Source organism: Pseudomonas sp. LS2P72, from assembly GCF_054897865.1.
Map to the genome: position 1 here is coordinate 4,547,099 of NZ_CM142708.1, position 22,106 is coordinate 4,569,204.

Consider the following 22,106-nt stretch of genomic DNA (forward strand, 5'->3'; position numbering starts at 1 on the left):
TGAGCAATGGAATGTACTTACGCTATCAACTGTTCGATGACCAACGCGACGCACTGATCCTCGTGGCACGGATCATGATTCTGATCCTGTACGGCTACTTCGGTTTTACCTATGTCACCGACCACGGCAGCTTCGTGACCTACCTCAAATCGGTGAACGCGCCGATCCCTGAGTTCACCGCGATCGTCGCCACCCTCGTCGAATTCTTCGGCGGACTGGCCCTGCTGTTCGGCTTCTGGACCCGGCCCATCGCAGCGATTTTCGTGCTGTACACCATCGGCACCGGGATCATCGGTCATGCGTTCTGGAACACCACCAATCCGGCCGATCATCACACGCTGTTTGTGCATTTTTTCAAGAATGTGAGCATCGCCGGCGGTTTCCTTTTCCTCTGCCTGTTGGGGCCTGGAAAGTACTCGATCGACAAACGTTGATCTGCTGACGGCGGGTGCAGAAATGCGCCCGCCGTTTTTTCTATTCAGTCCCTGCGGATACCCAAGATGAACGAATTGATTGAACCGGTTGCCGACCTTCGAGACTGGCTGGCACGGGCCGAGAAGATCGGCGAACTGCAGACCGTCTCGCAAGCCGTCGACCCGATTGAAGAAATGAGCGCCATCACTTATCTGGTGGCCCGCCAAACCGACTCGCCTGCGGTGCTCTTCGACCAAGCGGACTCGCCGCTGGGCTTGCGTCATTTGTGGAACATCTTCGGCCCGAGCGTGGCGCGCACCGCGATCACCCTTGAGGAGGCACCGGATACGCCGACCATGGAACTGATCCGGCGCACCAAAGACAAGCTCAAACACAGCATCGCCCCGCTTGAAATCTCGGCTGAAGCCGCGCCGATCTACCAGAACACCCTCACCGGCAACGACATCGACCTCACCCGCCTGCCGATCCCCAAACACTGGCCAAGGGATGGCGGCGCCTACGCCGGTACGGCGGACGCAGTGTTCACCCGGGATCTGGAATCCGGCTATCTGAACGTCGGCACTTATCGAATGATGATCCAGGGTCCCCGCGAGGTCGGCCTGTCGCTGGCACCGGGCAAGGATGCCCTGCGTCACATCCACCAGGCGTGGGCCAGGGGCGAGGCTCTGCCCGTCGCGGCAGCCTGGGGCGTCGATCCATTGATGATGGTGGTGGGATCGCAGTCGTTGCCGCCGGGCGTCAGCGAGTATGATTTTGCCGGTGGCATCAAGGGCAAACCCATTGAAGTGGTGCGCGCGAGAAACTCCGACCTGCTGATTCCTGCCGCAGCGGAGATTGTCATTGAGGGCGTCATTCGCCCGGGCTCGACCCGTGAAGAAGGGCCTTTCGGCGAATTCACCGGCTACTACGGCTACAGGGACATCGATTGTCCGCTGATCGAAGTCACCGCCCTGCACTACCGCACCCGACCGATCCTGACCAATGCGCTGATGGCCGATTTTCCCTCGAACGAGCAAAGCGCGTTTTTCTCCACCATCCGCTCGGCCAAGATCTGGAGCGACCTCGACAAGCTCGGGATCCAGGGCATTAAAGGGGTGTATTGCCCGCCCGCCGCTGCCGGGGCCTTCGGCATGATCGTCATCAGTCTCGAACAGAAATACGCCGGGCATGCCGCACAAGCCCTGGCGCTCGCCAGTCAGGTGCCCGGCGGCGCCTACATCAGCAAATGGATCGTCGCGGTAGACGAGGACGTCGATCCCACCGACATGAATCAGGTGCTGTGGGCCATGGCCACGCGCGCCACGCCCAGCGATGACATCGACATTCTGCGCAACACCCGCGGCTCGCCGCTGGATCCGGCACAGAACCCGCCGGAGAAGCGTTTCTTCGGTTCCAAAGCCTTGATCAACGCTTGCAAGGATTACCGCAACATTCGCAACTTCCCGATCCGCACCCTGTTGCGCCCATCGGTCTACGAACGCGTGCGCGAGCGCTGGAGCGATTTGGGTCTGCCGGGCGAAGCGCCGGTGATCAGCGCATTCGACAACGCGGTGGATTCCCATGAGCAGCCCTGAACGCCGCATCGTGGTCGGCATCAGCGGTGCCAGTGGCGTGATTTACGGTGTGCGCACCCTGGTGCTGCTGCGCGAGCTGGGGCTAGCCACCCATTTGATCATGACCAAATCGGCTCAAGTCACGCTGGCCCATGAACTCGACATGAAAGTGGCGGATGTCAAAGCCCTTGCCAGCGTCGTGCACGATCCGGCAGACATCGGCGCATCGATTTCCAGCGGCTCGTTCAAGACCTTGGGCATGGTGGTGACACCTTGCTCGATCAAGAGCCTTTCGGAAATTTCCAGCGGCATCACCGGCAGCCTGCTCAGTCGCGCCGCCGACGTGACACTCAAGGAGCGCCGGCCATTGATTCTGATGGTGCGCGAAACGCCATTGCATCTGGGACACCTGCGCAGCATGACCCAGATCTGTGAGATGGGCGGCATCGTGATGCCGCCGGTACCGGCGTTTTATGCCCGGCCGCAATCCATCGAGGACATGGTCGATCACACGGTTGGCCGCATGCTCGATCTATTGGGACTGGACACCGGCAAGGTACGCCGCTGGGGTTGAACATCGCTGTTGGCTGCATCTTCGGCAAGCGTGCTTCGGCGCCTTGCCGAATCGCTCTTTCACAACCTGAACCCACACAACAACGTTGCGTTTGCCTGCCTGTTCGATACGGGGCAGGCAACGCAACGTCGATTCATTGAAACACTCACCGGCCAGCTTCGGCGCGCCGGTCAGCATTCACTCACGACATCGACTTCGTCGGTGTACAGCCGCAGCACGGTCAGCAAGGCGGCGGCAATGAACGACAGGGCAATGATCGATAAGGCACCGGTGGCGCGCCCCGGCTCTTCGAGCGTGGCGCCGAGCAAGGCGATACCGGTCACTCCGCCACATTGGCGCGCGGCATTGAGTACCCCGGAACCGACGCCGACCTTGCCGCTTGGCACACTTGCCAGACAAGCGCCGACGATAACCGGCAAGGTCGCACCACCCAGACCGATCAACAGCCCCCCGAGCATCAGGCTGATGCGATCCATTCCGTACAGCGCCAGCAATGCCGCCCCGAGCGCTCCACAAAGCATACCGGCGGCACCGACTGAACGAGCACCGAAGGCATTGGACAAACGCCCCGAGAGACTCGCCATCACGCCGGTCGCAATCGTCATTGGGATCATTGCCAGGCCGATCTCCACCGGCGTCCGGCCCTGCCCCTGCAATGCGAACGGCAGCACGAACAGGCTGCCGTAATACGCCAGGGTTTGCAGAAACCCGGCGCCAATGGCAGCGGAAAAGGTTCTGGACTCGAACAGATTCAGCGGCAGCATCGGTTCACGCTGCGCTTGCTGCGAATAGATAAACGCCGCGCCCGAAATCAGCGCCACCAGCAACGTAGCGATGACCCACGCGTTGCCCCAGCCCCACACCGGCCCTTCAATCAGGGCAAAGATCAACGACACCAGCGCCAGCGCCGAAAGCATCTGTCCCGCCCAGTCAATCGAACGCGGCTGGATGGCAAGGCGACTGCTGCGTACCGCGCAACAGCCCAAGGCAATCAGGCAGAACGGTACGTTCAGATAAAAAATCGAGCGCCAGTCGGCCAGTTCCACCAGCATGCCGCCCAACAACGGGCCGCTCACCAGCGCGAGTGCCGAGATCCCGCCCCACAAGGCCACGGCCTTGGCCCGCGCTTTGGGATCGGGATACGCCTCGACCAGCAGTGCCATGGAACTGGGCAGCATCAGTGCCGCACCGATGCCTTGAATGGCCCGCGCGGCAATCAGTTCAACGACGCCTTGGGCCAATCCGCAGGCCATTGACGAAGCGGTGAACACCAACAGTGCACACAGAAACACTTTCCTGGCCCCCAGACGATCACTTAACGCACCGGCCGATAACAGCAGGCTCGCAAACACCAGGGTGTAGGCGCCGGCGATCCATTGCAGCCGATCCATACCCGTTGCCAGGTCATGCCCGATGCTCGGCAGCGCCACGTTCAGCGCTGTGACATCCAGCGCGACCATGAACGAACTCAACGCCACGCTCACCAGAACAGGAGCCGCCGAGACGGGTCTGGCCGCCAAACCCATTGACAAGGTTTTGCCCACTTTCCAACACCTCACTGTGTATTCAGGGGCGATCCTGAGGCTGTGCAGGTGCTTCGTAAAATTAAATCTCGATTAGCCGAACATAAGAGGAACTACTGAGATGATGAACCTGATGCATTGGCGCCTGTTGGTCGCCGTGGCTGACGCCGAAAATGTTTCCCGCGCCGCCGAGCGCTATGGCATTACCCAGTCGGGCGCAAGCCAGGCCCTGACGCAGATGGAGGAAACGCTAGGCGTAAAAGTATTCGTGCGCGACCGCCGCCAGACCACTGCGACGGCGATCGGGCAGCAGATCATCGACCGCGCACGACGCATGCTCAGCGAGTTCGAATCAATTCAGAACCTGGTAGATGCATCGCGCGGATGCCATCTGGGGCGGATCAAACTCGCGAGCTTTCCATCCGTGTTCGCCAACCTGCTGCCGCCGCTGCTGCAAAGCTTCAGTCGTTTGCACCCCGGTATCGAAATCGTCTCGCTCGAAGGCACCGATGAAGAAGTCGAACAATGGCTGACCAACAGCAGCATCGACCTGGGCGTCGTGATGAATCCCTGCCCGTCCCGTGGTGCGTTGCTGCTGGGCCGCGATTCCTGGGTGGCGGCAGTCCCCGCGAACCATCACTTGGCCCGCAAATCCTCGGCCAGCACGGTCGCGCTCAAGGATCTGGTGGAAGAGCCTTTCATCCTCGCGACCGGCGGCTGCTACCTCAATGGTCAGTCTCTGGTCGAGCGTGAAGGACTCAAGCTCAAGGACATCAAGATCACCGTGCGCGACTGGACCACGGCGTTTGCGTTGATCAGTGAAGGCATGGGCATTTCGATCGTACCGGCCTCGACACTGCCGGTTGATCGCCGGGGAATGCGGGTCTTCGAATTGAGCAAACCGATCTATCGCGAGTTCGGCCTGGTTTGCTCACCCGCCGGCGAACACACGCCTTCTGCCCAGGCGTTTCTCAATGAAATCCGCAAGTCGACCCTCGGCAGCGACATCCCGATGACGGTTCGCAGTACTGAAGCGAAAGTCGCTTGAATGAACATAAGAGCACCTAATGATGGGCGCATAAGATCGTAATTTTACCGTTCGATGACATGACACCAATATGTCTGGAACGAGGTTCACAGCCGTTTCAGGCCTGGAACGGCAACACGTTCGGGTAAGGGTTGCCCGCTTATAAGGAGATATCCATGAAACTGTACTTTGCCCCCATGACCTGCTCCCTGTCGCCGCACATCGTGCTACGTGAGCTGGGCCTGTCTTTCGAACTGATCCGGGTCAACAACAAGACCAAAGCCACGGCAGAAGGCCGTGATTTCCGCGACATCAACCCAAAGGGATACGTCGCCGCACTGGTGCTGGATAACGGCCAGGTACTGACCGAAGGGCCGGCCATCGTCCAGTACCTGGCCGATCAGGTTCCGGGCAATTCCTTGGCACCGGCCAACGGCACCTGGGAGCGCACTCGTCTGCAGGAACTGCTGAACTTCATCACCTCGGAAATCCATGGTGGCAGCGCGCCCTTGTTCAATGCTGATATTCCTGAGTCCACCAAAGAAATTTTCCGGCAGAAACTGTTCAAGCGCCTGGACTACCTGAACAAGGGCCTGGTGTACAAAGACTACCTGCTGGGCGCCTTCGGCCTGGCCGATGCCTACCTGTTCACCGTGCTGAAGTGGCTGCCGTTCTTCAATATCGATGTCAAGAACTGGCCAGAACTGGCGTCGTTCATGAAGCGCATCGAAGCACGTCCAAGCGTTCAGGCCGCCATTGCCGCGGAAGAAGCAACGCAGCCGGTTTAATCAAGGACGGCAGAAGCCAGTCGATGCTGGCTTGTGCCTCACTTCAACCTGGAAGAAGACCCTATGCAAACAATTGAACGCGTTCCGAGCGGCCACGCAGGACGTAGCCGTTCCTGCGCCTGCGCCAACATCGTTTATACCGTGGCAACCTCTGCGGACACCTCACTGGACATCGTCGGCCAGACTCACCAGGCCCTCGCCGCGTTGAGCACCAGCCTCGAAGGCCTTGGCTCCCACGCTTCGCGCATGCTGTCGGCCCAGGTGCTACTGGCGGACATGGGCAGCAAACCCATGGTCGATGAAATCTGGGCCCGTTGGATCGGCGACAACCCGCAGCACTGGCCCCAGCGCGCCTGTTACGGCGCCGACCTGGGTGGCAAACTGCTGATCGAAATCATCGTCACGGCGGCGCGAGGAGCGGCTGATGACGCATAACGATCAGATCGACCTGGTGATCCGCACCTGCGAAGCACAACGCAGTGCCGCCATGCTCGGCGGTCATCTGGATATTTTCAGCTACCTGTTCCACCCGGACCTGACCTACATCCACGCCAGCGGTGTGGTCGACGATCTCAAGAGCTACCTTGAGAAATGCCGCTCCCGGGAGTTCATCTATCACACCCTCAACCATCAAATCGACAAAGTGACCCGGGTGGGTGAACTGGCGATCGCGTTTGGCGAGATGTTCATCACCGTCACCTCCGGGGGCGTGCGAAAACATCTGCACAACCGAACGCTCACGGCGTGGCAGAAAACCGATGAACAATGGCAACTGCTGGTCTATCAAGCAACGCCGCTCCAACCGGCCGTGGTGCTCGAGACAACGTGAGCGACACGGCGTGTGCTGTCGGACTTTTCCAAATTGCTGGTCATTCAGTTGCGCGATGGTTGTGACTTGATGGAGAGGGTCAGCTGCAAAAACGAGCGCCGTGAAGGCGTAATGCAAGTCAGTTAAGCCAAAACACAATCCGTAGCAGCAGGCTTTGCCAGCTGCTACGGATTGTGCTTCTTAACTGATCGGCATTAGCCGTGAAGGCGCCCGTTTTTTTGTGTCTGCAAACAAAGAGATGCGCCAGCATCCATCGGATTGCCGGCCTTCACTTCAAATCAATCTTCATTTAATGCAGATTTCAAGGATGGCTTTCCAAACGCCAAAAACACCGATAACGTAATAAGAATTACAAAATAAATAGCACTCTCTACATGAACAACTGGCTGACACTGATTCTCGCTTTACCCACCGCGAATGCCACCGAGCGCATGCGAGCCTGGCGTGCTCTGAAAGCCTCAGGTGCGGCGGTTTTGCGCGATGGTGCGTATCTGTTGCCTGATACCGGTGTTTGTCGCGATGCTCTGGCGTCTGTCGAGCTCCTCAAGCTCAGATCCTCTGGCTGAATACTCCACAGGACTGTCCGGCAGACGCGTTGGGCTTCGACTTCGATGATGCGACCTTCAGTCATGTCGGCAATCGCGTGACGTTCGAAACCCTGCAAGCCAGTTTTGAGCTTCAAGAGCCTGGCCTGAACCGCATCGCGGCCTTGGTGCACTACCTCGATATCGGTGGCATTCAGCCTTTGGAGGCTGCCGGCATCGAGCGGGTGCTGGCGGGATTGCGCGAAACCATTACCCATGACGACCACTTGCTGGCTGCTGCCAGCGCCATCTTCGACGGCCTGCTCGCCGAGTTTGTGAAAGAGGAACAACCCAATGAGTAAGGTGTTGGCATCAACGGCTGAAGAGGATCTATCGAGGCCGGAGGCGATCAGCTTGTATGAGGCATTCCGGTTCTGGTTGAAACTCGGCTTCATCAGTTTCGGCGGGCCAGCAGGACAGATTTCGATCATGCACCAGGAACTGGTAGAACGTCGGCGCTGGATCTCCGAACGACGCTTTCTGCACGCGCTCAACTATTGCATGTTGCTGCCTGGGCCAGAGGCTCAGCAATTGGCAACCTACATCGGCTGGCTGATGCATCGAACCTGGGGCGGAGTGATCGCCGGAGTGTTGTTTGTGCTGCCCTCTCTGTTCATCCTCATCGCGTTGTCGTGGATGTACATCGCGTTCGGCGAAGTGCCTGTGGTGGCCGGCCTCTTCTATGGGATCAAGCCTGCCGTGACGGCCATCGTGGTGCAGGCGGCACACAGGATCGGCACGCGGGCGCTGAAGAATAACTGGCTGTGGGCGATAGCAGCAGCTTCATTTACCGCGATCTTCGCGTTCAATGTTCCTTTCCCGCTGATCGTATTGGGGGCAGCGTCAATCGGCTATGTCGGAGGGCGTCTGGCGCCTGAGAAGTTCAGAACCGGGGGCCATAGCGCTGCCAAAAAGTCCTTCGGCCCAGCCTTGATCGATGACGACACCCCGTCCCCGGAACATGCCCGGTTCAGCTGGATGAAACTGGCGCTGCTGGCCCTCATCGGCGCAGCGCTATGGGCGTTGCCGATGGGAGTCTTGACCGCGCTTTTTGGCTGGGAAGGCACCTTGACCCAGATGGGCTGGTTCTTTACCAAGGCCGCGTTACTGACTTTTGGCGGGGCCTACGCGGTCCTCCCATATGTCTATCAAGGTGCGGTCGGTCACTATGGCTGGCTTACCCCGACACAGATGATTGACGGACTGGCGTTAGGCGAAACCACACCAGGGCCGCTGATCATGGTGGTGGCCTTTGTCGGTTTTGTCGGGGGATACGTTTCGCAGGTTTTCGGGGCGGATCAAGTATTTCTGGCTGGGGCTGTCGCCGCCTCGCTGGTGACATGGTTCACCTTCCTGCCCTCGTTCCTGTTCATCCTCGCGGGTGGCCCGCTGGTTGAGTCGACCCACAACGAACTCAAGTTCACTGCACCGCTAACGGCCATTACAGCGGCAGTGGTTGGAGTGATCCTCAATCTGGCATGTTTCTTCGGTTATCACGTGCTGTGGCCGAAGGGCTTCAGCGGCAATCTCGACTGGCCCTCTGCGTTGATTGCCATTGCCGCGGCGATTGCCTTGTTCCGCTTTAAACGGGGCGTCATTCAGGTGCTGATGGCTTGCGCGCTTGTCGGCTTGGCGGTGCATCTGCTGCGCTAGAGAGGATGTGATCGGTCGACGCTTACGGATTCAAGCAGCGCAACAAACGAAAACGGGCGCCTTGTCAGGCGCCCGTTTTGTTCAGGATTGCTTGCTGTGGGGTTTGGTAGCTTGCAGCCTATTCACCCACCGCTGGACGATGCAGACCATCGCAGCCAGCCGCTAAGCCCTATCAGCCGTTATGGCTGATCAGTGCGATTTTTTCGATACCGACGTCCCGGCTTTGCTCAACCCTTTCGTGTTGTGATCGCCTGGTGTCGTGGTCGAGACTGCCCTGGCTTTGTCCAAGCCTCGAGAGTCTCTGGAATTGGCGATACCCGAAGTCGTTGAGCCATGGCCGCGATCACCATTGCGATCATTGCCGTAGTGGTTTCCGCTTTCACCACGGTCGCGAACAGCCTTGCCGGCATGATCGCTGGACAGTCCATTACCACGGCCGTTGCTGTCGGAGTTGCCGGAGTGCCCTGAACCGCTGTGACCGCCGCCTGTACCGCCGCCGTGGCCACCGCCATTACCACCTCCGTTTCCGCCACCATTACCACCACCGTTTCCGCCGCCGCCGCCGCCACCACCACCACCACCACCACCACCACCACCACCACCACCACCACCACCACCACCACCACCGTCTTTCGCATAGGCGGAGTTCATGATGGACAGGTCAGCAGGGAGTAATGGGGCGGCCGCCAGCATCAGAGCGCAGGACATTACAGCAATGAGACTCTTATTCTTCAAAAGCATGATGGCTTTCCATAAGTTGATATCGCGAATCTTATGACGCTGTAAGCCCCAGACAGTTCAAAGTCCTGCGACCGACGGAGCTGCCAGCGCTAGCGTGCAGCGCTCCGCGTACCCGCGAACGCGCTCGTGCCAAGCCAGCGCCACAAACTTTCCGCATCCTTCACCGCGCCATCTACACGCAGTTCTCGCGACTGAAGAACCTCCCGCGGTGTGCGGTCGCCCGTCCACACCTCGGTCAACGCGCGCACGCTGGAGTCCACGACGAGCGTCAGTTCGCGTCCGGGATCGTCGCGGCACAGGTCTGCCACACCCTGTTCAACCACGAGCCACCACGCTTGCTCGCCGGGCCGCGCGTCGCGGAATTTGAAGTGGATGACCACCGGTCGGGACGGGAATGTCTCGATGCGCACGAACCGGCGCACGTCCCACATGAGCAGGCCCGCGTCGAGTTCGTCATCGCGAAGGCGACTGCCGATCCAGCGCGCGCCCCAATGACCGAGCGCCATAATGATGGGGCGCAATTCTTCGCCCGCCTCGGTCAGGCTGTACTCCCAGACTTTGCCGGTGGCCGTGCGATGCACGACACCGATTTCTTCCAGATGCCGCAGCCGCTGTGCCAGCAGGTTGGTGGACATCCGGGGCACGCCGCGGTGCAGTTCATTGAAGCGCTTGCTGCCGCACAGCAACTCGCGCACGACCAAAGGTGTCCAGCGCTCGCACAGGGCTTCAGCGCCGCGCGCGACCGTGCAGAACTGACCGTAGCTTTCGTCCATTGCCTTGGCTCCGCAATTACAACGCTTCAGATTCTGAACTAGCCCCGCCACTTCGCCACGCGCACGCTGAAACCTCGAAAGCCCAACATCAAAGGAGCACGCCATGACCAAGGTAGCCATCATTCAGCGTCCGCCTGTGCTGCTCGATCGCAGCGCGACAATCGCCCGGGCCGTGCAATCGGTCGCCGAGGCAGCGACGGCGGGAGCCTCGCTGATCGTTTTGCCCGAATCGTACATTCCCGGTTACCCGTCGTGGATCTGGCGGCTGGCGGCGGGAACGGACGGGGCTGTCATGGGCCAGTTGCACACGCGGCTGCTGGCCAACGCCGTCGATATCGCGAACGGTGACCTGAGCCAATTGTGCGAGACCGCCAGGGTTCACGCGGTGACGATCGTGTGCGGCATCAATGAATGCGACCGGTGCAATGGAGGCGGCACGCTCTACAACAGCGTAGTCGTTATCGGCGCTAACGGCGCAGTGCTCAACCGACACCGCAAGCTGATGCCAACCAATCCCGAGCGCATGGTGCATGGCTTCGGTGATGCAACCGGGTTGCGTCCGGTCGATACACCGGTCGGCCGCGTGGGTGCGCTGATCTGCTGGGAAAACTACATGCCGCTGGCACGCTATTCACTGTATGCCCAAGGGGTGGAAATCTACGTCGCCCCCACGTACGACACGGGCGAAGGCTGGATCAGCACGATGCGTCACATTGCCCTCGAAGGCCGCTGTTGGGTGCTCGGCAGCGGCACCGCGCTGCGCGGCAGTGACATTCCCGACGACTTCCCGGCGCGTGCGCAACTGTTTGCCGATCCGGATGAATGGATCAACGACGGCGACTCGGTAGTGGTCAGTCCTCAAGGCCGGATCGTGGCCGGTCCATTACACCGAGAGGCCGGCATTTTGTATGCGGACATCGACGTCGCTCTCGTCGCGCCAGCGCGGCGGGCGCTCGACGTCACTGGGCACTACGCGCGTCCTGACATTTTCGAACTGCAGGTGCGGCGCACGCCGGCGACAGCAGTGCATTACATTGACGAATGACGTCCGGCGGTATCGCCTGGCAATTGATCAAGGAGTCATGCCATGAGCATTGAACGGTCTTACAAAGGCAGTTGTTTTTGCGGCGCAGTCGAGTTTACCGTCAGCGGCGAACCGGTCGGAATGGGCTACTGCCATTGCGAGTCGTGTCGGCATTGGTCAGCGGGACCGATCAATGCCTTCACGCTGTGGAAACCCGAGGCGGTGCAAGTGACTCGGGGTGCTGACAACATCGGTACCTACAACAAGACACCGCGAAGTTACCGCAAGTGGTGCAAGACGTGCGGCGGGCACCTCTTCACTGAACACCCAGGAATGGGGCTCATCGATGTGTATGCCGCGGTCATCCCGGATCTCGCGTATTCGCCAGGCGTTCACGTCCACTATCAGGAGACAGTGCTGCGCATCAAGGATGGATTGCCCAAGCTGAAGGACGTCCCCAACGAATTAGGCGGATCGGGCATCAGCGTGGACGAATAGCGCTGGTTGCGCCGGCTTCCACCTTCAAATGGGCATAGGGATCATGCCCATTAATCAAATGCACCGTTGAGCACTTCATAGATGAGACCGGTTGCCAGCGCGACCAATATCAAGTCGGTGCCAACTTGCTGCCATTCATACCCATCATAATGGGGCAACCTGCCGATCAATCGACCGTCCAGTTTTTTGGCAATTCCGGGGGGCAGCGGCTTACCTCGCGCGAGGTTCTTTTGAATGCCGGGTGGCAATGCAGGTCCGGGGCTCCAGTAGTCCCGATACCCACCAACAATCTCAAGTACGCTGCCGCGATTGATGCTTGGGCCATTATTCCAATCGCCGCCTCCGGCATTTTTGCCCTTGCCTCCCTGGTTGCCATGGACCTGGCTGTTTTGCGGATTTCCCTTGCCGTTTCCCTGGCCCTTTCCATTACCAGGATCGGCCAATGCAGTCACGGAACCGGAAACCAGCGCAAGGCATGTAATAGCTGCAATCAATGAGCGAGATCTAAGCATGAGTCGTTCCTTCAACGTGGCGGGACATCTCTCTGTAATTTAGACGCTATCGACGAGGTGGGTTCCATCTTCTCCCATCGACACCCAATTCCCCACGGCCGGATTGCAACGGATCTGCCGTACTGCGCGCCACTTCAGCATTAGTCCGCGAAGGCGTGAAGCGCTGTGTCGAAGACAGTCAGCTGGCGGCAGCGATGTTGCAGGCGGTGGGCAGCGACATCTCCCATATCGATGAACTCAATGGGCGCATTGTCACCACCACCCGCGAACAATCCACGGCAAGTCGCGAAGTGGTCGGGCGCTTGCAGTCTGTGCAGACCATCGCGCAAAACACCGCAGACGATGTCGAAACCCTTGCTCTGAGCAGCCAGCGCTTGCCACCCATCGCAATTCGCCTGAATGCACTGGGCCACACGTTTCATCAGTAAGGCTAAATGCGCAGTTGCCACGGTCACTACAGCAATGGCAGTACTTAGCCAAGCTGCGTGCACGGGAGACTGCTAGCGGGGGAACATGTAACGAATTAAGTCACGGATGTTTACCGACAGAGCAGATCCTTATACGATGACGCCCATATAATGCTCACAAGTTCAATTATTTCTCCAATAACACGCAGTATCATTGGGCACATGAACGATGAATAACACTAGATTTCTGGCTGATAACTCTAAAACCTTCAGCATAGTTATAGTCAATTACAAAACACCAGAAATCACCAGGATATGCTTAGACTTGTTGCACCAGCATGTGGGCAGCCACAACGTCCCGATATGGGTAGTTGACAACTATTCCGCCGATGAAAGCACTGAGTACTTACGAACGCTTGACTGGATCAATTTAATCGAGCGCTCTGTTTCTGAACCAGAACCGGGCCATATCGCGCATGGCAAAGCACTAGACCTGGTTTTGGAGCGAGTTGAAACTGATTATTTATTTTTACTGCACACCGACACATTTATTTTCGATAAAAATGTTTTTCCGATGATGTTGAATAAATGTTTGAAAAACCAAAAAGTCGTAGCCGTCGGTTGTGTTGAGCAATTAAACCGTGGCACCACAAGAACGTTTTGGCGCTTTAGCTCACGACTATTCAAACACCATTTCAGACGCCTGAAAATCTCCATAGGATTACGCTCCAGAGAGCCAAAACCGTACAGAGAAGTCTACTTGAAGAGTTTCTGTACATTGTGGAACTGCAAACTTATCAAACAGCACAACATGCATTTTTCGATGGATGATCGCGTGCCAGGCTACACCCTCCAAGACCGCATGACCGAGCTTGGCTATGTCGTTGAAATGTTATCACCGCGTAAAATCTTCAGTTATCTGGATCACATTCAGTCCGGCACTGTCGCAGCCGCTGGCGGCTATGAAAAGACTCATAGACGAACCAAAATGTACAACGATATTCTTAAGCGCCTGAAAAAAGAAGACAGCAAAAGTTAAGCGACGAAGAGACATAACGAGCAGTGCGCTGGACGCTGCTTGAAGTCATCCACCTGGATCAAGTTATTGGAGCGGTAATGGCAAACATCACTCAAGCACTACCTATGACCCTCTCCCCGGCGCTTGATTTCGACCAGAACGCCGCCAGCGCCTTGGGTTCCTCATTGGCCAGTGGCTATACTCAGGCTACGCCATTTCCGCACATTGTCATCGATAACTTCCTGGATGAAGAGCTGATTGCGAGTATCTGCTCGCACTTCCCAATCGAACCCACCAACAACGAAATGCTCTATGAGCGCGGCTATAAAGGTCAACGAAAACGTCAAATCAGTCCCAACGAATGCACTCCCTATTTGAAGACCATTTTCAACGCCTTCAACTCGGCCCCCATGTTGCAATTTCTTGAAAAGCTCACAGGCATCGAAGGCTTGATACCCGACCCCTACTTTACGGGTGGCGGCCTGCATGAAACGAAAACTGGTGGTTTCCTGGGGGTGCACTCGGATTTCAGGCTCAACAAGAAGCTTAACGTTGAGCGCAGACTGAATATCATCATTTATCTAAATGAAGACTGGCGAGAGGAATACGGCGGCAACCTTGAACTTTGGGATGTCGACATGAAGACCTGCCTTAAAAAAGTCCTGCCCATTTACAATCGATGTGTCATTTTCAATACAGACAAAGACAGCAATCATGGGCATCCAGAGCCTTTAACAACGCCAGAGCACATCACGCGCAGGTCTATAGCGCTTTATTACTACACCGCAGGAACCCTGGTGATTGATCCCGCACAAAGAAACAAAACCCACTACAAGCCAAGGCCCAAAGATCGTTTAAGCCTGAAGTATTACCTGGGCAAACTCATCAAGAAGAAAAACTAAACTACGAAACACCCGCTGAAAGATTTAGCCATCTTTAAGGAAGATCAAGGACATTCGGTTGACGGAAACGGGGTCGTCAGTGCCGACCCCAAATGGTCTATCAGCACGCCCACGTTTTCCCGAGCGTCTCCAGACCGGCCTTTTGCAGATCCTGTGCACTCATCACAATACGGAACTTGCAGGTGGCGTTGAAGTTGAGAAAAAAAGGCTCCGCCAATGCGGGGATGTCGGAGGGGTCTTGCACGTCGACCACAAAAATCCCAGCACGCATGCCGTCTTGTTCAGTAAAGTACACCGCCTCCGGTTTGATGCTGTTCAGGATGCGCTCAATAACCTCGCCCACCGTCCCCGCTTTGACAAGGGTGTTGAAGGGTTCGTTAGGGCACTCGACCATCAGTAACATCTTCATCATTCAATCCTCTGTTCCACTTGCAACCCGGTAGTCTCATGAAGAATAGCGAAGCGTGAGCCAACCCTCGGGCCGGGTTACGAGCGGTCATGAACCATGGCAATTTCGGGCTGCAAAATGCGCTAACCCAAGGGTCCTGGCCCGATCGACTTCAGGCTTGTTGCACTAACAACCGGGCCAAAAGCGGTCAATTTAGTTCCATTTCGTCTACCCTCACAAAGCGCCATGCAGCAATCAGCTTGCACTTGGCGTATCGACATTTTTGCCTTAATGCACCGGAGAATTTTCATGCTCAACCGTACCCTGGCATTGGCTGTCGGCTTGACCCTGTCTTTTTGCACCCTGTTGGCGCAGGCCGCCGACACCCTGAAAGTCAGTGCGATTCCCGATGAAGCCCCGACCGAACTGCTGCGCAAGTTCAAGCCGCTGGGCACCTACCTGGAACAACAATTGGGCATGAAGGTCGAGTTCGTTCCCGTGAGCGACTATCCAGCCGTGGTCGAGGCGCTGGCCACTGACCGTATCGATATGGCCTGGCTGGGCGGCTTCACGTTCGTGCAGGCACGCCTGAAAACCGGCAATGCCATTCCGCTGGTACAGCGCGAACAGGACGCCCAGTTCACCAGCAAATTCATCACCGCCGACCCGGCCGTCAAATCCCTCGCCGACCTCAAGGGCAAGACCTTCGCCTTCGGTTCGGTGTCCTCCACGTCAGGCAGTCTCATGCCGCGCTATTTCATGCTCAAGGACGGCATCAAACCGGAAACCTACTTCAGTCGTGTGGGCTATTCCGGCGCCCATGACGCCACTGTCGCCTGGGTCCAGGCCGGTAAGGTGGATGCCGGGGTACTGAATGCCAGCGTGTGGGAAAAACTGGTCGCCGCTGGCAAGGTCGACACCACCAAGGTCAGAGTGTTTGCGACCACCCCGACCTACTATGACTACAACTGGACGGTACGCGGGACCCTCGACCCGGCGCTGGCGGCCAAGATAAAGACTGCCTTCCTGGCGCTCGATCCGGCGAATCCGAAGGACAAGGAGATTCTGGATCTGCAGGCCGCCAGCCGATTCATCGAAACCAAACCCGAGAACTACAAGGGCATCGAGGAAGCCGCACGCGCCGCCGAACTGCTCAAATGACGTTGCATCTGACCCAGGTCAGCCTTACCCACGTTAACGGCGTCCATGCGTTGCGCGGTGTGGACCTGCACATCGGTGCAAGCGAACAGGTCGCCATCATCGGTCCGTCCGGCGCGGGCAAGTCGAGCCTGCTCAACCTGCTGGCCACCGCCCTGCGACCGGACGACGGCGACCTGCAGGTGCTCGGCGAGCGCGCCTGGCAGCTGTCCGCCCGTCAGCGTCAGCGTCTGCGCGCGCGCATCGGCCTGATCCATCAAGCGCCCCCGCTACCACCGCGCCAGCGCGTGGTCACTGCGGTTCTGGCTGGAAAGCTGGGTCAGTGGGGGCTGGGCAAAAGCCTGCTGAACTTACTGCATCCGGTGGATGTTCCGGGCGCACGCGCGGCATTGGCCAGGCTCGACCTCAGCGACAAGTTGTTCGCGCAATGTCAGCAACTGTCCGGTGGACAGCTACAGCGCGTGGGCATTGCCCGCGTGTTGTATCAAGCGCCCGAGGTGTTGCTGGCCGATGAGCCGGTATCGGCCATGGACCCGGTGTTGGCCGAGCACACGCTGTCGGTGCTCTGCCGCCATGCCCGGCAGCACAACGTCACACTGGTCGCCAGCCTGCATGCGGTGGAACTGGCCTTGGCGCACTTTTCGCGAATCATCGGCTTGCGTGATGGGCAGATCATGTTCGACCTTGCGGCCAGCGAAGTCGACCGCGAGTTGCTCGACAAGCTCTACGCCAACGAACAACTGCAATCCCCACCGATTACTCCGGCGCCCTTGAGTGTGCAGATTCCCCGATGCTGACCCGTGATGCCCGAGATCCGGCCACCCGGCCCCGCCTGCTGCTCACCTTGCTGGCCCTTGCCCTGCTGTGGCCGGGCATCCACTTCAGCGAATTGAACCTGAGTGTATTGGTGGCGAGTGACAGTCAGAGCGAGATGGGCCGGTTTGTCTCAGCCTTCTGGCCACCGGCACATGGTGAGGAATTCATTGAGCTGCTAGTGCAAGCCACCCTGCAGACCCTGGCCATCGCCACGGCCGGCATGGCCCTGGCGTTGTTGTTGGCCGTCCCCGCCAGCCTGCTGGCCAGTCGAGCTCTGTCGCTGTCTGCTGCCTCCCGCGCCGGCCACCCGAGCTATTGGGGTCAACTGCTGCGTTGGCCGGTACGCGGTTTACTGATCTTCCTGCGCAGCGTGCCGGAAATCGTCTGGGCGCTTTTGTTTGTGCGCGCCGTCGGCCTCGGCCCGACGGCCGGGGTACTGGCCATCGCCATTACCTACAGCGGCATGCTGGGCAAGGTCTACGCGGAAATTTTCGAGTCGGTCGACCAGCGCCCGGCCCACGCACTATTGCAGGCTGGCAGCGGTCGGCTCGCAGCCTTTTTCTACGGGATCCTGCCCAATGTCGCTGCGGAGCTGCTGTCGTACACGGTGTACCGCTGGGAATGCGCAATCCGCGCCTCGGTGGTGATGGGCTTCGTCGGTGCCGGCGGTCTGGGCCAGCAAATGGATTTGTCGTTGCGCATGTTCGCCGGCGGTGAAGTGGCCAGTTTGCTACTGACGTTTCTCGTCCTGGTACTGCTCGCCGATCAACTCAGCCGACTGCTGCGCTGGAGGCTGACATGAATCGCCTGATCAACCTGGTGCTGCTCTTGTGTATCGGCGCCACGGTGGTCGCCTCGTTCATCTACTTGGGCATCGACCTTGGCGAACTCGGTGGCAGCGGTAACCTGAAGCAGATGGGCGCTTATGCGCAACGCTTTCTCAGCCCGGACCTGAGCGCGGGCCATCTGCAAGCCATCGGCCACGGTGCCCTGGAAACCATCGCCATGTCGGCCCTCGGCACCCTGCTCGCGGCGGTATTCGGCCTGCTGTTGGCATTGCCCGCGGCCGGGCGCTTCGGCTGGCCTTTGCAGAGCGCGTCGCGCCTGGTGCTCAACGCCTTGCGCGCGGTTCCGGAACTGGTGTGGGCTGCGCTGATGGTCCTCGCCGCCGGGCTCGGCCCCAATGCCGGCACCCTGGCCTTGGCCTTGCACACCACCGGCGTGCTCGGCCGGCTGTTCGCCGAAGCGCTGGAAAACACCCCACCCGAACCGGCCGAAGCCATCCGCCTGCAGGGCGGCAATGCCCTATGGGCGTTCTGCTACGGGTCACTGCCCAACCTGTTGCCACAGCTACTGGCTTACATCCTGTACCGCTGGGAAAACAATATCCGCATGGCCAGTGTGCTCGGCTTCGTCGGCGCCGGTGGTTTGGGGCAAATGCTCTATGTCAGCCTCAGCCTGTTCCAGGAAGCTCAAGCCAGCACGGTCATTCTGGCCATGCTGTTGCTGGTATTGGCCGTCGACACATTGAGCAGCTGGAGCCGTCAACGCTGGGTCAAGGCCTGACGGCTTCGCAGCACCCGATGGCAAAGAGTTGTTCCAGACTAAGCCAACGGTTGGTGACTGGTCACACAGTGGATACCGCCGCCACCGGCAGCGATGGCGTCGATGTTGAGCAGCACCACTTCACGGTCCGGGTAGAGTTCGGACAACAAATCAAAGGCTTTGGAGTCTGCCGCCTTGTCACCAAACTCGGGCGCAATGACCGCCCCGTTGATCACGAAGTAGTTGATGTAGCCAACAGCAAAGTCCGGGTTGTTGCGGCTGAACTTGCTCTTTCGTGGTTTGAGCGTTGGCGACACGGTATGCACCTGCAGCGTGCGGCCATCGGCATCCGTAGCATTGTTGAGAATGTCCAAATGGGCACGCGTGACGCTGTAATCGTATGACTGAGGGTCGTTGTCGAGGTTGGCGATCACCACGCCTGGCTTGACGAAACGGGCGTAGAAATCGACGTGGGCATCCGTGATGTCCTTACCTTTGATCCCCGGCAGCCAGATGAGGGCTTTGCACCAGAACGCCGGTGCTGTCGCGGTCGGCCTCGGCGAGCAACTTGCCCTTGTGGTTACAGATAAACGACGAGCCGTAGAAGCTCATCTGCAAGGTCGGATCAGTGGTCGCCGCCTCTCGGCCGACGCGATTGGCGGCCACCACCGGCAGCAGATTGGCGGCGGCGTGGCCGCGCATGGTCATCTGCCAGTGGTCACGGGAATCCAGCGTCGCGCAACCAGGTTCAGATCCGATGGCGGTGGGAAACAGCAAGACTTCAGCACCCATGAACGCCAGGCAGCGCGCGGTCTCGGGGAACCACTGATCCCAGCAGATCCCCACACCCAGGCGCCCGAACGCCGTGTCCCAGACACGAAAACCGGTATCGCCGGGGCTGAAGTATTCCTTCTCCTGATAGCCGATGGCGTTAGGAATGTGGGTCTTGCGATACACACCCAGCAGGCGCCCATCGGCATCGGCCACGCTCAAGGAATTGAAGTAGGCATTGCCGGCTTTTTCGAACCAGCTCAGCGGCAGCACCACTCCCAACTCTTTGGCCAATGCGGCAAAGCGCTTGAGCACAGGGCTGTAGCGATATTCTTCAGCCAGCTCCAGGTGCTTGTGGCTTTGCTCGATGCAGAAATACGGCGTGGCAAACAGCTCCTGCAACAGGATGACCTGGGCGCCTTTGGCCGCGGCTTCGCGCACCCGTTGCTCGGCCTGATCGAGGTTGTGTTGCAAGTCCCAGGTGCAGGGCATCTGGGTGGTGGCGACGGTCAGAAGCGTCATGACATCAACCCTCCACCGGCCAGGCGGGCTGTTGCTGGGTGATGCAATGCACACCGCCACCGCCGTGGGCCAGGTGATTGATCCGCACCGGCACCACTTCGCGCCCCGGGAACGCCTCCCCCAACACGGCGGCCGCCACGTTGTCGGCATCAATGCCGTAAGCCGGCATGATGATGGCGTCGTTGGCGATGTAGAAGTTGGTGTAGGAGGCGCAAAACACTTCGGCTTCGGTGTCCACGGCATCGCTGGCTTCATACAACTCGATCAGCTCGAACTTCCGACCTTGGGCATCGGTGGCCAGCTCCAGCGCACGACGGTTTTCCCGGGCTACTTCGGCATACACCGAGTGCTGGTCGTGGGTGGCGTCCACCAGCAAAACGCCAGGGCGGGCGAACGCGCACACGCCATCGACATGGCCGTCGGTCATGTCGCCGGTCACGTAATCCGGATCGCCTGGCAGCCAGATCGTCTTCTTCACGCCCAGCAGACGCGTGAAGATTTCCTCCATCTGCGCTTTGTTCATGCCCGGGTTGCGATTGGGGTTGAGCAATACCGACTCGGTGGTGATCAGCGTGCCCTCGCCGTCCACATGGATGGCCCCGCCTTCATTGCTCAGCGCAGTGCCAAAGCACTCCACGCCCAAATGATTGAGTGCGCGACGAGCCAGGCTTTCGTCCAGATCATGAGCCGACTTGCCGCCCCACGCATTGAAGCGCCAGCTCACCCCGGCCAGGCCATGTTGCGGATGGCAAACGAAGCTCGGACCGGAGTCCCGGCACCAGCTGTCGTTCACCGCCAGCTCGATCAATTCGATGTTCGGTCCACATAAGGCTTTGGCGCTGGCAATAGCAGAAGGGTCGACGACCAGTTTCACCGGTTCGAAACGGGCGATGGCGTTGGCCACGCGAGCGAAGTCCTCTTGCACCAGAGGCAATGTCACGCCCCAACCGGACTCCCAGAGTGCCGTGTTGTGCGGCCAGACCATCCAGGTGGCGGCGTGCCTGACCCACTCGGCCGGCATCATCCAACCGCTGTTTCGAATTTCATTCTGCTGCATGACATGCTGCATGATAAAAAGCCCTTTTAGTTAAGCCATTGTGTTCAACAAAACTGCTTGGGTGATCCTGGCATGCATGCTACGGCCGTAAAATCAGGCAAACAAACGATGGATTTTGCATAGAAATGATTAGAGGAACTTATCAATATGCTCAAGCACTGGCCGCCACTCAGCACCCTTCGCGGCTTTGAAGCCGCCGCCCGGCTGGGCAGTTTCCACAAGGCGGCCGCCGAGTTGCACCTCACTCAATCGGCGATCAGTCAGCAGATCCGCAGCCTTGAGGCGTACCTCGAACAACCCTTGTTCTTTCGCAGTGGACGCAGCGTCAGCCTGACCGACGCCGGTCACGACCTGCTCAGCACCACCCAGGCCTTGCTGCAACAACTGGCCGTCGGCATTCGCCGTCTCGGGCAATACCAGAAACCCAACCAACTGGTGCTCAACACCACCCCGGCATTCGCCCGTCACTGGCTGCTGCCACGCTTGGGGGATTTTCGCCGCGAGCATCCAGACGTTGATCTGTGGATTTTCAGTACCGATGAAGTCCCGGACATGACCACCCAGACCATCGACCTCGCCGTGCGCGATGACATCAGTTCCCAGGCCGAGTGCAGCTTCAAGGTGCTGCACGCCGACCGCCTGTATCCGGCGTGTCACCCGAGCCTTTTGGCGTTGCCACCCGAACAGCGCACCACCCTTCACGGTGAGCGGGAAACGGATTGGAGTCACTGGGCGGTGGAGGCTGGCATCGATGTCGGCCAGAAAGATCAGGGGCTGAATTTCTCCGACCCCGGCCTGCTGCTGGACGCCGCGTGCGCGGGGCTCGGTATCGCCCTGGTCAGCCAGTTATTGAGTCGGCAGGCGCGCGCCCAAGGATTGTTGCAACCCTTGGTGGAGCAAACCATTCGCGGCCCGAACTGGGCCATGCTGACCCATCGTGACAGTGAGAATAATGCGCTGGCGCGAAGCTTCAGTGAGTGGCTGCTGGGTAACCTGGACTGAGGGAAG

At 58.9% G+C, this 22,106-nt stretch carries 23 protein-coding genes and 4 pseudogenes; 19 read left to right on the forward strand and 8 right to left on the reverse strand.

Going from position 1 to position 22,106, the window contains the following annotated elements; translation table 11 throughout:
* The first annotated feature begins 11 nt into the window (after positions 1-11).
* The 3 genes from ACYZUA_RS20795 to ACYZUA_RS20805 all read left to right on the forward strand — a co-directional run bounded on the left by ACYZUA_RS20795 (position 12) and on the right by ACYZUA_RS20805 (position 2,562).
* On the forward strand, positions 12-434 hold the full coding sequence (locus tag ACYZUA_RS20795; RefSeq protein WP_045157108.1) for a DoxX family protein: 423 nt from the start codon (positions 12-14) through the stop codon (positions 432-434).
* Positions 435-500: 66 nt separating this feature from the next.
* Entirely contained in the window at positions 501-2,009 is a 1,509-nt protein-coding gene (locus ACYZUA_RS20800) for a UbiD family decarboxylase (protein WP_461960420.1), read from the forward strand.
* Positions 1,996-2,562 (forward strand): UbiX family flavin prenyltransferase, encoded by a 567-nt coding sequence (locus ACYZUA_RS20805; protein WP_461960421.1) that lies wholly within the window; start codon positions 1,996-1,998, stop codon positions 2,560-2,562. Before ACYZUA_RS20800 ends, ACYZUA_RS20805 begins: the two co-directional genes overlap by 14 nt.
* A 170-nt stretch (positions 2,563-2,732) precedes the next feature.
* On the opposite strand, the gene ACYZUA_RS20810 is transcribed toward ACYZUA_RS20805, so the two are convergent.
* Positions 2,733-4,106, reverse strand: a complete 1,374-nt coding sequence (locus tag ACYZUA_RS20810) for a DHA2 family efflux MFS transporter permease subunit (protein WP_461960422.1) — start codon at positions 4,104-4,106, stop codon at positions 2,733-2,735.
* Positions 4,107-4,206: 100 nt separating this feature from the next.
* Here ACYZUA_RS20810 and ACYZUA_RS20815 point away from each other — a divergent pair, with 100 nt between their 5' ends.
* From ACYZUA_RS20815 to chrA, 6 genes and pseudogenes are all read left to right on the forward strand, one after another.
* A complete protein-coding gene (locus ACYZUA_RS20815) occupies positions 4,207-5,133 on the forward strand; it encodes a LysR family transcriptional regulator (protein WP_461960423.1) in 927 nt (308 codons plus the stop codon).
* A 155-nt stretch (positions 5,134-5,288) separates the two neighbouring features.
* The gene (gstA, locus tag ACYZUA_RS20820; RefSeq protein WP_461960424.1) at positions 5,289-5,900 is read left to right on the forward strand and encodes a glutathione transferase GstA; all 612 of its coding nucleotides are present in this window, start codon (positions 5,289-5,291) and stop codon (positions 5,898-5,900) included.
* A gap of 63 nt (positions 5,901-5,963) precedes the next feature.
* A complete protein-coding gene (locus tag ACYZUA_RS20825; RefSeq protein WP_461960425.1) occupies positions 5,964-6,335 on the forward strand; it encodes a Rid family hydrolase in 372 nt (123 codons plus the stop codon).
* Positions 6,325-6,729: a nuclear transport factor 2 family protein gene (locus tag ACYZUA_RS20830; RefSeq protein ID WP_461960426.1), complete on the forward strand. Its 405-nt coding sequence runs from the start codon at positions 6,325-6,327 to the stop codon at positions 6,727-6,729. Before ACYZUA_RS20825 ends, ACYZUA_RS20830 begins: the two co-directional genes overlap by 11 nt.
* 374 nt (positions 6,730-7,103) lie before the next feature.
* A pseudogene (locus ACYZUA_RS20835) lies at positions 7,104-7,615 on the forward strand (chromate resistance protein ChrB domain-containing protein).
* On the forward strand, positions 7,608-8,966 hold the full coding sequence (gene chrA / locus ACYZUA_RS20840) for a chromate efflux transporter (RefSeq protein ID WP_461960427.1): 1,359 nt from the start codon (positions 7,608-7,610) through the stop codon (positions 8,964-8,966). The pseudogene ACYZUA_RS20835 and the gene chrA overlap by 8 nt, the downstream one beginning before the upstream one ends.
* Before the next feature lie 189 nt (positions 8,967-9,155).
* Here chrA and ACYZUA_RS20845 read toward each other — a convergent pair whose 3' ends face one another.
* Positions 9,156-9,707: a hypothetical protein gene (locus tag ACYZUA_RS20845; RefSeq protein WP_461960428.1), complete on the reverse strand. Its 552-nt coding sequence runs from the start codon at positions 9,705-9,707 to the stop codon at positions 9,156-9,158.
* 89 nt (positions 9,708-9,796) lie between these two features.
* Entirely contained in the window at positions 9,797-10,480 is a 684-nt protein-coding gene (locus ACYZUA_RS20850) for a winged helix-turn-helix transcriptional regulator (RefSeq protein WP_461960429.1), read from the reverse strand.
* A gap of 103 nt (positions 10,481-10,583) precedes the next feature.
* Between ACYZUA_RS20850 and ACYZUA_RS20855 the strand changes: the two genes are divergently transcribed.
* Positions 10,584-11,525, forward strand: coding sequence for a carbon-nitrogen hydrolase family protein (locus tag ACYZUA_RS20855; RefSeq protein WP_461960430.1), 942 nt, complete (start codon positions 10,584-10,586; stop codon positions 11,523-11,525).
* Between the two features lie 42 nt (positions 11,526-11,567).
* Positions 11,568-12,002, forward strand: a complete 435-nt coding sequence (locus tag ACYZUA_RS20860; protein WP_461960431.1) for a GFA family protein — start codon at positions 11,568-11,570, stop codon at positions 12,000-12,002.
* 50 nt (positions 12,003-12,052) lie between these two features.
* On the opposite strand, the gene ACYZUA_RS20865 is transcribed toward ACYZUA_RS20860, so the two are convergent.
* Positions 12,053-12,514, reverse strand: a complete 462-nt coding sequence (locus ACYZUA_RS20865; RefSeq protein ID WP_461960432.1) for an anti-virulence regulator CigR family protein — start codon at positions 12,512-12,514, stop codon at positions 12,053-12,055.
* Positions 12,515-12,660: 146 nt separating this feature from the next.
* Between ACYZUA_RS20865 and ACYZUA_RS20870 the strand changes: the two are divergent.
* From ACYZUA_RS20870 to ACYZUA_RS20880, 3 genes and pseudogenes are all read left to right on the forward strand, one after another.
* Positions 12,661-12,942 (forward strand): annotated as a pseudogene (locus ACYZUA_RS20870) (methyl-accepting chemotaxis protein); the annotation flags it as partial.
* Positions 12,943-13,150: 208 nt separating this feature from the next.
* On the forward strand, positions 13,151-13,960 hold the full coding sequence (locus ACYZUA_RS20875) for a glycosyltransferase (RefSeq protein ID WP_461960433.1): 810 nt from the start codon (positions 13,151-13,153) through the stop codon (positions 13,958-13,960).
* Between the two features lie 77 nt (positions 13,961-14,037).
* Positions 14,038-14,841 (forward strand): 2OG-Fe(II) oxygenase, encoded by an 804-nt coding sequence (locus ACYZUA_RS20880; RefSeq protein ID WP_461964067.1) that lies wholly within the window; start codon positions 14,038-14,040, stop codon positions 14,839-14,841.
* A 100-nt stretch (positions 14,842-14,941) separates the two neighbouring features.
* Here ACYZUA_RS20880 and ACYZUA_RS20885 read toward each other — a convergent pair whose 3' ends face one another.
* Positions 14,942-15,250, reverse strand: a complete 309-nt coding sequence (locus ACYZUA_RS20885; protein ID WP_461964069.1) for a panthothenate synthetase — start codon at positions 15,248-15,250, stop codon at positions 14,942-14,944.
* Between the two features lie 288 nt (positions 15,251-15,538).
* On the opposite strand from ACYZUA_RS20885, the gene ACYZUA_RS20890 reads away from it, so the two are divergent.
* The 4 genes from ACYZUA_RS20890 to phnE are packed head-to-tail and all read left to right on the forward strand — an operon-like array spanning position 15,539 to position 18,769.
* Entirely contained in the window at positions 15,539-16,390 is an 852-nt protein-coding gene (locus ACYZUA_RS20890; protein ID WP_461960434.1) for a putative selenate ABC transporter substrate-binding protein, read from the forward strand.
* Entirely contained in the window at positions 16,387-17,184 is a 798-nt protein-coding gene (locus ACYZUA_RS20895; RefSeq protein ID WP_461960435.1) for a phosphonate ABC transporter ATP-binding protein, read from the forward strand. The genes ACYZUA_RS20890 and ACYZUA_RS20895 overlap by 4 nt, the downstream gene beginning before the upstream one ends.
* The gene (locus ACYZUA_RS20900; protein ID WP_461960436.1) at positions 17,178-18,005 is read left to right on the forward strand and encodes a PhnE/PtxC family ABC transporter permease; all 828 of its coding nucleotides are present in this window, start codon (positions 17,178-17,180) and stop codon (positions 18,003-18,005) included. The genes ACYZUA_RS20895 and ACYZUA_RS20900 overlap by 7 nt, the downstream gene beginning before the upstream one ends.
* Entirely contained in the window at positions 18,002-18,769 is a 768-nt protein-coding gene (phnE, locus tag ACYZUA_RS20905; RefSeq protein WP_461960437.1) for a phosphonate ABC transporter, permease protein PhnE, read from the forward strand. Before ACYZUA_RS20900 ends, phnE begins: the two co-directional genes overlap by 4 nt.
* Before the next feature lie 38 nt (positions 18,770-18,807).
* Here the strand turns inward: phnE and ACYZUA_RS20910 are convergent.
* From ACYZUA_RS20910 to ACYZUA_RS20920, 3 genes and pseudogenes are all read right to left on the reverse strand, one after another.
* Positions 18,808-19,272, reverse strand: a pseudogene (locus ACYZUA_RS20910) (agmatine deiminase family protein); the annotation flags it as partial.
* A pseudogene (locus tag ACYZUA_RS20915) lies at positions 19,253-20,041 on the reverse strand (nitrilase-related carbon-nitrogen hydrolase); the annotation flags it as partial. The pseudogenes ACYZUA_RS20910 and ACYZUA_RS20915, both read right to left, overlap by 20 nt.
* A 4-nt stretch (positions 20,042-20,045) precedes the next feature.
* Positions 20,046-21,098 (reverse strand): agmatine deiminase family protein, encoded by a 1,053-nt coding sequence (locus ACYZUA_RS20920; protein WP_461960438.1) that lies wholly within the window; start codon positions 21,096-21,098, stop codon positions 20,046-20,048.
* A 147-nt stretch (positions 21,099-21,245) separates the two neighbouring features.
* Between ACYZUA_RS20920 and ACYZUA_RS20925 the strand changes: the two genes are divergently transcribed.
* Positions 21,246-22,100 (forward strand): LysR substrate-binding domain-containing protein, encoded by an 855-nt coding sequence (locus tag ACYZUA_RS20925; protein ID WP_461960439.1) that lies wholly within the window; start codon positions 21,246-21,248, stop codon positions 22,098-22,100.
* Positions 22,101-22,106: the final 6 nt, after the last annotated feature.

What these genes read in the sequence shown, in the direction of transcription:
- ACYZUA_RS20855 (WP_461960430.1), top strand. Translation starts at nt 10,584, where the DNA reads ATGACCAAGGTAGCCATCATTCAGCGTCCGCCTGTGCTGCTCGATCGC.
- ACYZUA_RS20875 (WP_461960433.1), top strand. Translation starts at nt 13,151, where the DNA reads ATGAATAACACTAGATTTCTGGCTGATAACTCTAAAACCTTCAGCATA.
- chrA (WP_461960427.1), top strand. Translation starts at nt 7,608, where the DNA reads ATGAGTAAGGTGTTGGCATCAACGGCTGAAGAGGATCTATCGAGGCCG.
- ACYZUA_RS20845 (WP_461960428.1), bottom strand. Translation starts at nt 9,707, where the DNA reads ATGCTTTTGAAGAATAAGAGTCTCATTGCTGTAATGTCCTGCGCTCTG.
- ACYZUA_RS20815 (WP_461960423.1), top strand. Translation starts at nt 4,207, where the DNA reads ATGATGAACCTGATGCATTGGCGCCTGTTGGTCGCCGTGGCTGACGCC.
- ACYZUA_RS20890 (WP_461960434.1), top strand. Translation starts at nt 15,539, where the DNA reads ATGCTCAACCGTACCCTGGCATTGGCTGTCGGCTTGACCCTGTCTTTT.
- ACYZUA_RS20925 (WP_461960439.1), top strand. Translation starts at nt 21,246, where the DNA reads ATGCTCAAGCACTGGCCGCCACTCAGCACCCTTCGCGGCTTTGAAGCC.
- ACYZUA_RS20865 (WP_461960432.1), bottom strand. Translation starts at nt 12,514, where the DNA reads ATGCTTAGATCTCGCTCATTGATTGCAGCTATTACATGCCTTGCGCTG.
- ACYZUA_RS20920 (WP_461960438.1), bottom strand. Translation starts at nt 21,098, where the DNA reads ATGCAGCAGAATGAAATTCGAAACAGCGGTTGGATGATGCCGGCCGAG.
- ACYZUA_RS20795 (WP_045157108.1), top strand. Translation starts at nt 12, where the DNA reads ATGTACTTACGCTATCAACTGTTCGATGACCAACGCGACGCACTGATC.
- ACYZUA_RS20860 (WP_461960431.1), top strand. Translation starts at nt 11,568, where the DNA reads ATGAGCATTGAACGGTCTTACAAAGGCAGTTGTTTTTGCGGCGCAGTC.
- ACYZUA_RS20825 (WP_461960425.1), top strand. Translation starts at nt 5,964, where the DNA reads ATGCAAACAATTGAACGCGTTCCGAGCGGCCACGCAGGACGTAGCCGT.
- ACYZUA_RS20900 (WP_461960436.1), top strand. Translation starts at nt 17,178, where the DNA reads ATGCTGACCCGTGATGCCCGAGATCCGGCCACCCGGCCCCGCCTGCTG.
- ACYZUA_RS20850 (WP_461960429.1), bottom strand. Translation starts at nt 10,480, where the DNA reads ATGGACGAAAGCTACGGTCAGTTCTGCACGGTCGCGCGCGGCGCTGAA.
- ACYZUA_RS20885 (WP_461964069.1), bottom strand. Translation starts at nt 15,250, where the DNA reads ATGAAGATGTTACTGATGGTCGAGTGCCCTAACGAACCCTTCAACACC.
- ACYZUA_RS20895 (WP_461960435.1), top strand. Translation starts at nt 16,387, where the DNA reads ATGACGTTGCATCTGACCCAGGTCAGCCTTACCCACGTTAACGGCGTC.
- ACYZUA_RS20830 (WP_461960426.1), top strand. Translation starts at nt 6,325, where the DNA reads ATGACGCATAACGATCAGATCGACCTGGTGATCCGCACCTGCGAAGCA.
- phnE (WP_461960437.1), top strand. Translation starts at nt 18,002, where the DNA reads ATGAATCGCCTGATCAACCTGGTGCTGCTCTTGTGTATCGGCGCCACG.
- gstA (WP_461960424.1), top strand. Translation starts at nt 5,289, where the DNA reads ATGAAACTGTACTTTGCCCCCATGACCTGCTCCCTGTCGCCGCACATC.
- ACYZUA_RS20800 (WP_461960420.1), top strand. Translation starts at nt 501, where the DNA reads ATGAACGAATTGATTGAACCGGTTGCCGACCTTCGAGACTGGCTGGCA.
- ACYZUA_RS20805 (WP_461960421.1), top strand. Translation starts at nt 1,996, where the DNA reads ATGAGCAGCCCTGAACGCCGCATCGTGGTCGGCATCAGCGGTGCCAGT.
- ACYZUA_RS20880 (WP_461964067.1), top strand. Translation starts at nt 14,038, where the DNA reads ATGGCAAACATCACTCAAGCACTACCTATGACCCTCTCCCCGGCGCTT.